12 protein-coding genes are annotated in these 12475 nt (G+C 67.7%); 5 read left to right on the top strand and 7 right to left on the bottom strand.

What is annotated here, in order from left to right:
- Positions 1–34: 34 nt before the first annotated feature.
- From P9255_RS12460 to P9255_RS12450, 3 genes are read right to left on the bottom strand one after another with little or no spacing between them, the layout of a single operon-like run.
- The gene (locus P9255_RS12460) at positions 35–829 is read right to left on the bottom strand and encodes an amino acid ABC transporter permease (protein WP_309789636.1); all 795 of its coding nucleotides are present in this window, start codon (positions 827–829) and stop codon (positions 35–37) included.
- The gene (locus tag P9255_RS12455) at positions 816–1556 is read right to left on the bottom strand and encodes an ABC transporter permease subunit (RefSeq protein WP_309766909.1); all 741 of its coding nucleotides are present in this window, start codon (positions 1554–1556) and stop codon (positions 816–818) included. Before P9255_RS12455 ends, P9255_RS12460 begins: the two co-directional genes overlap by 14 nt.
- Positions 1553–2410, bottom strand: coding sequence for a transporter substrate-binding domain-containing protein (locus tag P9255_RS12450; protein WP_309789635.1), 858 nt, complete (start codon positions 2408–2410; stop codon positions 1553–1555). Before P9255_RS12450 ends, P9255_RS12455 begins: the two co-directional genes overlap by 4 nt.
- A gap of 258 nt (positions 2411–2668) precedes the next feature.
- Here P9255_RS12450 and P9255_RS12445 point away from each other — a divergent pair, with 258 nt between their 5' ends.
- The 5 genes from P9255_RS12445 to P9255_RS12425 are packed head-to-tail and all read left to right on the top strand — an operon-like array spanning position 2669 to position 6992.
- Positions 2669–3535 (top strand): amino acid ABC transporter ATP-binding protein, encoded by an 867-nt coding sequence (locus P9255_RS12445; protein ID WP_309789788.1) that lies wholly within the window; start codon positions 2669–2671, stop codon positions 3533–3535.
- A gap of 50 nt (positions 3536–3585) precedes the next feature.
- Positions 3586–4146 (top strand): cysteine dioxygenase, encoded by a 561-nt coding sequence (locus tag P9255_RS12440; RefSeq protein ID WP_309789787.1) that lies wholly within the window; start codon positions 3586–3588, stop codon positions 4144–4146.
- A complete protein-coding gene (metC, locus tag P9255_RS12435) occupies positions 4146–5336 on the top strand; it encodes a cystathionine beta-lyase (RefSeq protein WP_309789634.1) in 1191 nt (396 codons plus the stop codon). The genes P9255_RS12440 and metC overlap by 1 nt, the downstream gene beginning before the upstream one ends.
- 8 nt (positions 5337–5344) lie before the next feature.
- Positions 5345–6199, top strand: coding sequence for a rhodanese-like domain-containing protein (locus P9255_RS12430; protein WP_309789633.1), 855 nt, complete (start codon positions 5345–5347; stop codon positions 6197–6199).
- On the top strand, positions 6105–6992 hold the full coding sequence (locus P9255_RS12425) for a hypothetical protein (RefSeq protein ID WP_309789632.1): 888 nt from the start codon (positions 6105–6107) through the stop codon (positions 6990–6992). Before P9255_RS12430 ends, P9255_RS12425 begins: the two co-directional genes overlap by 95 nt.
- A gap of 19 nt (positions 6993–7011) precedes the next feature.
- Here P9255_RS12425 and P9255_RS12420 read toward each other — a convergent pair whose 3' ends face one another.
- Genes P9255_RS12420 through P9255_RS12405 form a run of 4 tightly spaced genes read right to left on the bottom strand, consistent with a single transcriptional unit; the run spans position 7012 to position 12460 of the window.
- A complete protein-coding gene (locus P9255_RS12420; RefSeq protein ID WP_309789631.1) occupies positions 7012–8223 on the bottom strand; it encodes an SfnB family sulfur acquisition oxidoreductase in 1212 nt (403 codons plus the stop codon).
- 33 nt (positions 8224–8256) lie between these two features.
- Positions 8257–9588 carry an LLM class flavin-dependent oxidoreductase gene (locus P9255_RS12415; RefSeq protein WP_309789630.1) on the bottom strand — a complete coding sequence of 444 codons (1332 nt, stop codon included), beginning with the start codon at positions 9586–9588 and terminating at the stop codon, positions 8257–8259.
- The gene (locus P9255_RS12410; RefSeq protein WP_309789629.1) at positions 9585–10790 is read right to left on the bottom strand and encodes an LLM class flavin-dependent oxidoreductase; all 1206 of its coding nucleotides are present in this window, start codon (positions 10788–10790) and stop codon (positions 9585–9587) included. Before P9255_RS12410 ends, P9255_RS12415 begins: the two co-directional genes overlap by 4 nt.
- Positions 10787–12460, bottom strand: a complete 1674-nt coding sequence (locus tag P9255_RS12405; protein ID WP_309789628.1) for a rhodanese-like domain-containing protein — start codon at positions 12458–12460, stop codon at positions 10787–10789. The genes P9255_RS12410 and P9255_RS12405 overlap by 4 nt, the downstream gene beginning before the upstream one ends.
- Between the last annotated feature and the right edge of the window lie 15 nt (positions 12461–12475).

Raw genomic sequence — 12475 nt, 5'->3', positions numbered from 1 at the left:
TAGATGAGATAGGGCCGGCGATGCCGGAAGAACATCAGCGCGCCGGCCCGGACCAGCGCCGCTCCAGCGCACGCGTCAGCAGGCCGACCGGATAGCAATAGAGGAAGAACAACGCCAGCGCGGCGATGTACATGAGCACGGTGAAGCTCGAGTGCGCGACCGTCGTGCTCGCGATCCGCGCGGTATCGAGTACGTCGTGAATGCCGACGAGCGAAGACAGCGCCGTGCCCATCGTGATGATCGAATACACGTTCATCCACGGCGGCAGCATCCGGCGCACGCATTGCGGCAACACGATCCACCACAGAATCTGCCTGCGCGACATCGCGAGCGATCCGGCGGCATCCCACTGCGTTCGCGGAATCGACTGCACGGCGCCCCGGAACACTTCGGCCACGTTGGCGCTCGCGGGCAAGGCGAGCGCGACGATCACCTTCAGCCAGTCCGGAAACGGCACGCCGTGTCCGCCGATGCGGAATTCGAACGGCAACGCATAGGTGGTGAAGAAGATCAGCACGAGCCACGGCGCGTTGCGGAACGCCTGCACCCACAGCCGCGCCAGCCGCCCGGCCACGCCCTGCCTCGACACCGATGCGCCGATCAGCAAGCCGATGATCGTGCCGAGCGCAAGGGCTCCGGCGCTCATCGATACATTCACGGCGAACCCGCGCAGCAGCGCGGGCAGCCACTGCGCGAACAGCGCGAGCAGATGCGCGGGTTCGATGTCGCGCGGCGCGAGAAGCCACAGCACGGCGAGCGCGACGGCGATGGTCGCCGCCGCATAGCTGCCGGTCCGGGAAGTGGACGCCGCCGGGCTAATGCTGGCCATAACCGGGCACCGCGAGCCGCCGTTCGATCCATCGGCTGGTCACGGTCACGAGCGCGGTCAACGCGTAGAAGAACGCGAGGATCAGGAGCATCAGCGCGAGCACGTTGTCGCGCTGCGTCCAGATCATGATCGACTGATAGGTGATGTCGCCGACCGCGATCGCCGACGCAATCGCCGATGCCTTCACGAGCTCCACGGCGTTATTGGTGAGCGCCGGCAGCGCCGTCCTGAAGGCCAGCGGCAACTCGATGCTCCAGAACCGCGCGGAACGCGAGAAGCCGAGCGATTGCGCGCCGTCGAGCGTTTCGCGCGGCACCGCTTCGAAGCCCGCGCGCAGGGCTTCCGCATGGAACGCGCCCTTGTTGACCGACAGCACGAGCACGACCCAGAAGAACGGCGCGAGCGGATTGCGCGCGCCATGCGCCTGAAGCTGCTGGGTAATGAGCGTGTTGAGCACGAGGAACGCGCAGTAAAGCTGAACGATGGCGGGCGTGTTGCGCGTGAGCTCGATCACGCCGCGCGTCGCGCCTGCGACGAGCGCGTACCGCGAGCGCAGTCCGCCGAGCAGGACGACGCCGGCCAGCGCGCTCCCTGCCAACGTGCAGGCGACGATGCCCGCGCTCATCGCCATCCCTTCGATGTACGAAGTGCGATCGTAGTGGTCGAACAGGAAACGGTAATCGAAGCCGGCGCGCGCGACCCGTTCGATCAGCTCATGCACGCTCATTTCGACGATACCGTGCTCGACGCATATTTCGCGTGCCACTCGGCGAGCGCGGGCGACGGCGGCGTCAGGCCGTTCTTGGCCTCCACGCCGATGAGCCAGCCCGTACGATGCCAGTCCCGCACGATGGGACCGAGCTTCGCGACCGTATCCTTCTCGCCCTGCCGCGCCCAGATGACCGATGGCGACGGAATCAGCTCCGGCTGCAGCGTGCGATAGCCGCGCCATTCCGGATCGCGCGCGACGAGCGGATACAGCAGCGGCGCCGCGTCATGAACGGCCGCCACGCAATTGCCGCCCTTCAACGCGAGCAGCGACTCCGCCGCGCTCGGAAACGCGCGCGGAACCGCGCCGAAACGCTCGATGACCGGCTTGATATAGCTGCTGCCCTGCGAGATGCAGACCTGCTTGCCGCGCAAGTCTTCCCATCGCGCGATGCCGCTCGTCGATGACGTGATGGCCGTGCCGCCGACCTGGTAGTAAGGCGTCGGCACGTGATCGAGGATCTCGTTGCGCTGCTCGGTGTACTCCATGTTCGCCACGAGAATATCCACCTTGCCCTGCTGCAGGAACTGCACGCGCGTCGATGGCTGAACCGACACCAGTTGCACATCGACGTTCAGGCGCTTCGCCAGTTCCTCCGCGATATCCACGTTGACGCCGCGCAGCTTCTGCGTGGCCGGATCGATGGAGCCGAAGGGCCCGCCCGTGATCATCACGCCGACGACGAGTTCGTGGCGCGCATTGATCTTGTCGAGCGTTGCATCTGCGTGAGCCGCGCCGATGCCCGCGGCAACCAGCGCGCTCGCCGTCATCGCACGCCGCACCGCTGTATAGGCCTTGACCGTGAATCGCATCGGCGCCTCGATATTCATGTGTTTGGAGGAACGCTAGCGTAGGCGAGCCCCGTGCCGCTGAAAACCAATCTGTTTTGCTATGCAAAGCATGCGCGATGCAAAACACGCCGCGCGCCGTCGTCCGCGCATATATGGTTGTGACGAATGCTTGGTTCGAAATGCGCCGCTCCATTCCTAGAATGGCTCGTTCCCAATGCTCCGATCGAGAGGCGAAGGCATGACGCGTTTTCCCTGCTCCGCGACCTTGCGCATCGCATGATGACGCTCATCGATGGCCGCGCAGCCGATGCCGATACCGATGCCGAAGCGCACCCCGCGCCTCACGTGTCCGTCCGCTTGCGCGATGTCCACTTGTCCTATGGCGAGACAGCCGTGCTGCGCGGCATCGATCTGGACGTGCGCCGCAATCAGGCGGTGTCGATCATCGGGCCGTCGGGGTCGGGCAAGTCCACCATCCTGCGCTGCATCAACGGGCTGACCGCGCCTCAGCGCGGCGAAGTTCGTGTCGACGGCATCGACGTGACGGCGCTCACGAAGGACGAAGAGCGCATCGCGTTGCGCAAGCGCATCGGCTTCGTGTTTCAGCAATACAACCTGTTTCCGCATCTGACGGCGCTGCAGAACCTCGTCATCGCACCGGTGCGCGTGCTCGGGATGAGCCGCGCCGAGGCCGAGCATGAGGCCCATGCGCTGCTCGCGAAGGTGAAACTCGCCGGCAAGGCGCACGCCTATCCCGGCGAGCTTTCGGGCGGACAGCAACAGCGCGTCGCCATTGCGCGGGCGCTCGCCATGCAGCCCGAACTCATTCTCTTCGACGAAGTGACCTCCGCGCTCGATCCTCAGACCGTCGGCGAAGTGCTCAATGTCATCGGTCAGCTCGTCGACGACGGCCTCACCTGCGTGCTCGTCACGCACGAAATGCGCTTTGCGGAGGACATCAGCGACCGCGTCGTGTTCACCGAAGGCGGGGTCGTCGTCGAGGAAGGCTCGCCCCAACAACTTTTTCATGCGCCGCGCGACGAACGCACGCGGCGCTTTCTCGACGGCGCCTCCGGCCGGGTGCGACGCACGCGCTCGCGCTCATCCGACGCGTCTTCCCTTTCTCTCGTCTCCACTTCATCGTGACCGATCCTGTCCACTCCGTCGCCCGCGAACGAACACAACACGTCGATGCATTGATCGCTTCCAGCGCGGCCATTCTCGAACGCGATGGCCTCACGCGCGACGCGCTCGCCAAAATCGCCGATGCATTGCAGGCGCTCGCCGCCCGCCCCGCGCTTTTTTCGCGCGCGGACTTTCCTCCGCCGGACCCCGCGAGCGGGGACACGTCCACGCGTTATCGTCTCAATCCCGGCGCCGACGGCATTGCGTTGTATCTGAATTCTCTTCTGCCGGGCAAGACGACGATTCCGCATAACCACGACACCTGGGCCGTGATCGTCGCGGTCGAGGGCAGCGAGTTGAACCGCGTGTATCGCCGCACCGACGACCGCAGCGACGACGATCGCGCGACGCTCGAACCCGACCATGAGGTGCTGGTCCAGCCGGGCACGCCGATCGCCTTCCTGCCCGACGATATCCACAGCATCCACGTGACGGGCGAAGCGCCGACGCTGCACTTTCATCTGTACGGACGCCCGCTCGAAACGCTTTCAGGGCGGCTGGGTTTCGAAGACGGACGCATCGTGCGCTACAACGCGACGCATCTGCATCGGCAGACTCAGGCGGTCGGCTGATGACCGCGCGCGCTCACGCCTTGTCGACGCGCTTGCTGCACGCGGGTCTCGGCGCATTCGACGATAGCGGCGCCGCCCCGGTCAACGTCCCGGTCGTGCGCACGAGCACGGTGCGCTTCGCGTCGGGCGCGGACTACGAACGGCTGCATCGGCTGCGGCACGACGGCGAGAATGTCGCGACCTACGGCCGTCACGGAACCGCGACGCATCGCGCGCTGGAAGCGGCGATCGGCGAACTCGAAGGCGCGGATCATACACTGCTCGCGCCATCGGGCATGGCGGCGATCACGCTCGCGTTCCTGTCGCTGCTCTCCCCCGGCGACCATGCGCTGATTCAGGACAGCGTCTATGGCCCCGTGCGCGAGCGGCTCGAACCGCTGCTCGCGCGGCTCGGGGTCAACGTGACCTACTTCGCCGCGAAAGACGGCGTGCCGGCGCATGCGCTGCGTCCGGCCACGCGTCTCGTCTACGTCGAATCACCCGGTTCGTTCCTGTATGAGATCGCCGACCTGCCCGCGCTGGGCGCGTTCGCCGAGCAACACGGACTCATTCTCGCCGCCGACAACACCTGGAGCGCCGGATGGCTGCATCAACCGCTCGCGCACGGCGCGCACGTGTCCGTGCAGGCATCGACCAAGTACATCGGCGGTCACTCGGATCTCATGCAAGGCGCGATCAGCACCAATGATCCCGGGCTCGCGCTGCGTTTTCGCGATACGCACGAGGCGCTCGGCCTCGCCGTCGGCGCGGACGATGCGTATCTCGCGCTGCGCGGCATCCGCACGCTCGGCGTGCGGCTCGCCCGCCACGCGCAGAATGCACTGGAGGTCGCGCGGTTCCTGCAACAGGAGCGCGCGGTCGCCCGCGTGTTTCATCCGGCGCTGCCGGACGATCCCGGCCATGCGCTCTGGCGACGCGACTTCTCCGGCGCGAACGGCCTCGTGTCGTTCGCCTTCGCGGATGGCGATATCGCGCGTGCGGGCCGGTTCATCGATTCGCTGCAACTGTTTTCGCTCGGCGCATCGTGGGGCGGCTACGAAAGTCTCGCTCTACTGGCGCCCCCATCGCGCCTTCGCCCGCATAGCTACTTTTCCGGCGACGCGCCCGTCGTGCGCCTGCATGTCGGCCTCGAAGACGCCGCCGATCTCATCGACGACCTGCGCCGCGCGTTTCGTCTCACTTGCACCTGACCCGACCCATGCCCTTTCGCATCGACTCCTTCCGCGCCATCGACGCGCCCACGCTGCGCGCCTGGCTTAACGATGGCCGCGAACTCGCCCTGCTCGACGTAAGGGAAGCCGGCCAGTTCGGCGAGGGCCATCCGTTCTTTGCGATCCCGCTGCCGTTCAGCCGCCTCGAACTCGACGCGCCGCCACTGCTGCCGCGAAAGAGCGTGCGCATCGTTCTGCTCGATGACGGCACGCAGCCCACAGGCGACGGCATCGATCACGCGCCTGTCGCGTGGCGCGCGGCCGCGCGTCTGCGCGAACTCGGCTACGACGATCTCACGATCCTCGATGGCGGCGCGCCCGCGTGGCAACGCGCGGGCTATACGCTCTTTCGCGGCGTCAACGTGCCGTCGAAGACCTTCGGCGAACTGGTCGAGCAGGCTTACGACACGCCGCACGTGAGCGCATCGCGATTGAACCGGTGGCGCGCCGAACCCGGCGGATGCCCGCTCACCGTGATCGACGGCCGCACCCGCGAGGAGCATCGCAAGATGGCCGTTCCGGGCGCGGTGTGCGTGCCGAACGGCGAGTTGCCGGCCTACGTCGACGCGTTCGCCGGACTGCCCGACACCACCATCGTCGTTCATTGCGCCGGACGCACGCGCAGCATCATCGGGGCGCAGACGCTGCGCAATCTGGGCATCCGCCGCGAGGTTTTCGCGCTCGAGAATGGCACGCAGGGATGGGCGCTCGCAGGCTTCGCGCTGGAACGCGGCAGCACGCGCAGCTATGCCTCTTCCGCCGCTCACTACACCCGAACGCGACACGGCCCGTTCGCGCGCACAGGCGCTGGCCGAGCGATTCGGCGTGGCGGCGCTCGATGAAGCCAGCGCGCAAGCGTGGCTCGACGACCCGTCGCGCACCACCTACCTGTTCGATGTGCGCACCGCCGACGAGCACGCCCGCGACGGCTTCGCGTTCGCGCGCCACGCGCCGGGCGGCCAGCTCATCCAGGCGACGGACCAACGCGTGGCCGTGCGTCACGCGCGCATTCTGCTCGTGGACCACGACGGCATCCGCGCGCCGGTCGTCGCGCACTGGCTCGTGCAAGCGGGCTACGAGACGGCGACCGTCAACGCGGCGTTCGTGTCGGGCTTGCGCGGGTTGCAGCGTCCGGACGACCCGTTCATCACCGAAACCAGCGACGACGCGCCGCCCGATCCGCATGCCGTGGTGCTCGATCTGCGTTCTAGCGAGGCGCATCAGATGTCGCGCCCCGCCGGTTCCGTCTGGACGACGCGCGCGCGCGTCTTCGAGACGCTGCGCGCACGCAGGGCCGATCGCGATACGCCGCTCGTCCTCATCGCCGACGACGCTACGCTGGCCCAGGCGCGGCTCGTCGCGCGCGACTTGCGTGAAGCCGGCCATGCGCGCGTGACGCTGGCCGCGCCTTTCACCGATGATTGGGAGCGCGCCGGGTTCGCGGTCGATCGCGCGGCGGTTCAGCTTCCGCCGCCCGATCGCATCGATTTCCTGTTCTTCGTGCACGACCGCCACGACGGCAATCTCGACGCGGCGCGGGCGTATCTCGAATGGGAGACGGGTCTCATCGGCCAATGCGCGGCGGATGAACTCGCGGCGTTCCGGATCGGCGAAGCGGCCGTCTCGGACCTTTGAGTTCATCGCGACCGCCATATCATTCGTCATCCGAACTTAGATTTGTGTACGGATGCGCGTAAGTGAACGGGTCACACAACAGCCCGTTCAGCGCATACTGCCCGACCGCGTGATACTTCCAGCGCACGCTGTCGTGCAGCGTGTGCGTGCGCGCGTTGCGCCAGTGACGATCCAGGTTGTGCGCTTCGAGCGTCGATTGCGTGCCCGCCAGTTCGAACAGTTTGCTCGATGCTTCGAGCGCGAAGCGCGTCGTCAGTATCTTCGCCTCGGCCGTCGCGACGATGGCGGCGGCGACGTCCGGGCGCGATGCATCGACGGCGCGCGCGGCATCGATCAGGTCGGCGGCACGCCATGACAGCGCCTGTGCCGCGTGAAGATCGACGGTCAGCGCGCCGATGTCGCGCAACGTGTACGCATCGGCGCTCGCCTGCTGCACGCCGCTGCCGCGAGCCGGGTGCGCGAGCGTGCGCAGCAAACGTTGCGTGTCGTCGAGCGCGCCGCGTCCGATGCCCAGATCGATCGCCGCGTGAATCAATTGCGAAACCGCGTTGGCCGCATCGATCCCTTCGCGCCTCCCCCGTTCCACGATCTGCAAGCCGTCCAGTTCAACGTCGTCGAGGCGAACCTGACCGCTCGCCGTGGTGCGCTGGCCGAAACCCGACCAGTCGTCGATCACCTCGACGCCGGGTGCGTGCCGGGCGACGAATGCGGTCACCGGCAAGCCGTCGTCGTCGCGCGCGGCTACCGGTATCCAGTGAGCGAACAACGCGCCGGTCGAATAGACCTTGCGGCCCGAAAGCAGAAACTTGCCGCCGGCGCGCCGAACCCGCGTCTCGTGCTCGGACGGAAGACGGTCGCCCGGTTCGGCGGTCGCGTTGCCGAACCGCTCGCCGGCGAGCGCGCGCGAAAAGAAAAAGTCCTGCTGGCTCGGCGTGCCGTCGTGCCGGAGGCGCTCGAGCGTCGCGAAATGGTTCTGCGGAATCTGCCCGAGCGACGGGTCCGCCGCCGAGACGATGTCGAAGACATCCACGATGGCGCGAAGCGGCAGGTCCGCGCCGCCGAATGCGCGCGGCACGCTGATTCCCCACAGGCCGGACGCGGTGAACGCGTCGATTTCGGCGTAGGGCAGCCGGCGTTCGCGATCGCGCCGCGATGCATCCGCTTCGAACAGGCGCGCAAGACGCCGCGCCGCTTCGACGGCTTCGGTATCGGACCGGATGACCCAAGCCACTGCTGCTGGTGATGGATAATTCACGCGATGTCCTCAGGCGGCATGCGCATGGCGCGCGTATTGGCTGTCCGGACGCGGCAGCCCGAAATGGCCGCGCAGCGTCGCGCTTTCGTAGTCGCGCCGGAAGATGCCTTTGCGTTGCAGGATCGGCACGATATGATCGACGAACGCCGCGAGACCCGAGGGAAACACGTCCGCGTTCAGATTGAAGCCGTCCGCGCCGCGCTCGTGGAACCATTGCGCGATGTCGTCGGCAATTTGCTCAGGCGTGCCGACGATGATCCGGTGCGCGCCCGGATTGCGATCCAGCAGGTCGCGCACCGTGAGGTTCTCGCTCTTCGCGAGCGCCACGGTCGAATCGACGAAACCGCGCGAAATGTCGGAGCGCGCCGTCTTCGCGATGAGTTCATAAGGCAGCGGCGCATCGATGCGAAGGTCGTCCGGCGCGAGGCCGAGCGCGCCGGCAAGCCGCCCGACTTCGCGATCGGTATCGAGCAGCGCGTCGAGTTCGGCCTTGCGCCGGCGGGCTTCGGCTTCCGTTCCGCCAATGACCGGATACAGCCCCGGCAGCAGCAGAAAGTGATCGGGATTGCGGCCGTGCCGCCGCACGCGCTCCTTCATCTCCGCGTAGAACGCCTGCGCGGTCGGCAGCGTAGTTTGCGCGGTGAACACGGCATCGGCGAAACGGGCAGCGAGCGCGCGCCCGCCTTCGGACGATCCCGCCTGCACGAGCACCGGGCGGCCCTGCGGGCTGCGCGGCACGGTAAGCGGCCCGCGCACGGAGAAGTACGTGCCGCGATGGTCGATTGCATGCACGCGCGACGGGTCGGCATATCGTCCGGTTTCCTGATCGGCGATGAACGCGTCGTCCTCCCAGCTATCCCAGAGCTTCGTCACGACCTCCACGAATTCCTGGGCGCGCGCGTATCGCTCGTCCGTCGAGAGCGGCACATCGTGGCTGAAATTGGCCGCCGCCGATGCGTCGTAGGTCGTCACCGCGTTGAACGCGACGCGCCCGCCGCTCAGATGATCGACCGAGGCGAAGCGGCGCGCGAGGTTGAAGGGATCGTTGAAGGTCGTCGATGCAGTGCCGATCAGCCCGACATGCGTCGTCGCGCCCGCGAGCGCGGTGAGCAGCACCGTCGGCTCCAGCGCCTGCGACGGCCCTTCGGCAGGATTGCGCAGCGCGAGCAGGTCGGAGAGGAACACCGCGTCGAGCTTGCCGCGCTCGGCAATCGCGGCGATCTCCCTGAAGAAGTTCAGGTCGATGATCGAGCGCGGATTGTCGAGCGTGCGCCATCCCGCCGGGTGACGGCCGAGCGCGGTGATGTTCGTGTTCAGATGGAGTTGACGCGGCGGGGTCATGAGCTTGTCTGCAAGGAAGGTTGAACCGGTGCCGCGGGCACGCGCAAGCCGGCTTCGACGAGCAGCGGCAGGACCGCTTCGCCGAAATAGCGCAGGTCCGGTTCGAAGTCGAAGAAGGTGAGTTGCACGCCGTCGCATCCGGCGCGCTTGAGCGCGATCAACTGATCGACGATCTGTTCCGGCGAGCCAATCAGATGCAGGTTGCCGCCGAGGATGCGCTGCTCGCGCTTGTGTTTCGCCCACGCTTTCGCATCGCTGCGTCCGTGCATGCCGACGAAACCGTCGAGCGCGCCTTCGTCGGCGTGCGCGACGATCGCGTCGTGATAGGCGCGCGCCTCGCGCTCGGTCGGCCGGCACACAATGGTCGGGTTGATGAGCGTGCGCACGCGCCGCCGAACGCGCGCCGCGCCCTCGCGAATCTTCGCGGTGTGCGCCGGGAGCGCGCCGATCGCATCGGCGAAATCCGCGCCGGCCGGGCTCGTGATGAAGACGAGGTCGGAATGCCGCACCGCGTAGTCGATGCCTGCGTCGGAACCCGTCGCGTTCACCAGCACGGGACGATGAAAGCGCGGACGCGGGCTGACGAACGCGTTGTCGAGCCGCCAGCGCGGCGTGCGGATATCGAGGTTCGCGTCGCTGCGCCACAGCGTGTCCAGCACGCCGACGAACTCCGCGGCGCGCGCATAGCGTTCGTCGTGTTCGATCATCGGCTGGCCGAACATCGCCCATTCGCTCGCAACGTGTCCGGTCACGAGATTGATGCCCCAGCGTCCGTTCGAAATGTGGTCGAGCGTTGCGCCGAACTTCGCCAGATGCAGCGGATGCCACGGCCCATAGAGCACATGCACCGTCGAGACGAGCAGGATGCGCTCAGTGATGGCGGCGAGCGCGCTCGTCGCGATGAACGCATCGAGCGATTGCTCGCGATACTTGAGCGCGCCGCCGTGGCCGTTCTTGCCGAGCCATTGCGCGAGGCCGAACACGAGGTCGAAGCCGAGCGCCTCCGCCTGCTTCGTGAGACGGGCGTTGTAGTCGAAGCGCCAGTCGGTCCCGCGCGGCAGCGTCGAGATGGACCAGCCGCCGTTCTGTATCGGCAGGAAGAGGCCGAGCATCAGCGGCTGCGCGAAGGCGGCCGCAAGCGGGCTGCCCGGAATGTCGGCGGGACTCGTCGCGCCGTCGAACGCGGGAGCGATCGCGCTCATGCTGCGCGCTCCGCGAGGCTCGCGAGGTGCGCGCGGCTGCGCTTCGCGGTCGCCGTGCCGAAATCGATGACATCGATCGACGCGATTCCGTCGCGCTCCACCTGTTCGACGAGCTGCAATTCCCACGCGAGATAGGCGTTCATCTGCTCGGCCACGCGTTCGGCGCGCGCGTGGTACGGGCTGTACCACGCGTCGTCGTCGCCGGTGAGGTTGCCGGCATCGCCGCTATCGCGCGGCAGCCCTAGCTCGATCCAGCGATTCGTGCCGCCCGCGAGCGCCGCGACATGCGCGCGTTGCCCGGACAGTTCGGCGGCGACGAGCGCCGCGAGCACGCCGTCGGCGGAGGCGAGCACGAGTTGCCGGTCCGGCGCGAGGTCGGCGAGGTCGGCGAGCTTTGCATGCAGCTCGCTTGCCGCGATGAAGCGCGCGCCTGCGATATGCGCGCGCCGGAATGCAAGACTGCTGTCGATATCGACGACCTCGGCCTGCCCTGCTTCGAGCGCGCTCGCGAGCCGGTCGGCTTCGATCCATTCCGTGCGCGCGCCGTGCGGCCGCACGCGCAGCGGCTCCGGACCGGCTTCATAGGCGTCCTGCACGAGCGCGGCGCTCGCGGCATCGTCGAGCACGCGGACATCCAGATAGCCGAGTTGCCTTAGCCACGACGCCGTCATGCGCGCACGCACGCCGTCGTCGTCGCGCAGCACGACGCGGGCATGCAGCGTGCCGATGTATTCGTCGGTCGCCTGCACGAGCTGGCCGCCGGGCGCCGAACGCCAGCCCGCCGGATGCCCCGCCTCGTATTCCAACGGATCCCGCACGTCGAACCGGTAGAGCGTGCGCTCGCCGCTTTCGCGCTCGAGCGCCGCGAGCGTCTGGCCGTCGATCACGGAAACGTCCGCCTTGCGCGCCGCCGCCGCCGCGAGTTCGCGCGCGGCGGCGAGCGCGGCGGCATCGGGACGCGGCGCGGTGCGCAATTCGCCGTGGTCGAGTTCGAGGCCCGCGAGCAGCCAGGACATCGATCCGCCCGTCAGCGCGGCGACCGGATTAGGCACGCCCGCATTGATCAGCGACTGCGCGCCGAGAATGCTGCGCGTGCGGCCCGCGCAATTCACGACGATCAGCGTATCCGGCGACGGCGCCGCCGTGAGCGCGCGATACACCAGTTCGGCGCCCGCGCAATCGACGCCGCCCGGAATGCTCATCGTGTGATATTCGCCGAAGGGCCGCGAGTCGAGCACGACGAGATCGTCGCCCGCATCCTGACGCGCCTTAAGCGTCTCCGCGTCGATGTTGGGCGTTTGCAGCCGGTGCTCGATCAGTTCGCCGAACGCCTTGCCCGGCACGTTGGTGCCGCTGAACACTTCGAAGCCGGCTTCGGCCCATCCGTCGATACCGCCGGCGAGGATCGAGACAACCGTGTATCCCCAACGCGCGAGCAGCGCGGCGGCGCGCGGCGCGTGCTCGCCGTGGGTATCGACGAGCACGACGGGCGTACCGCGACGCGGCACGAGCCGCCCGATCAGCACGCCCAGCCGTCCGACCGGCGCGACCGACGAATAGAACAGGCGGCGGCGCGCCGAGACGCCCTCCTCGCGCACATCGAGCACGGCGAGTTCGGTGCGTTGGGCAATCAGCGTGCGCAACTGCGCGGGAGACACGAAGCGGGACATGGGCGATCGATCCTC

Origin of the sequence: Caballeronia sp. LZ019 (assembly GCF_031450825.1) — a bacterium.
In the GTDB taxonomy this organism is placed as follows: Bacteria; Pseudomonadota; Gammaproteobacteria; order Burkholderiales; family Burkholderiaceae; genus Caballeronia.
Note: the sequence above shows the minus strand (reverse complement) of the source record. Positions and strands in the feature narration are given on the sequence as shown.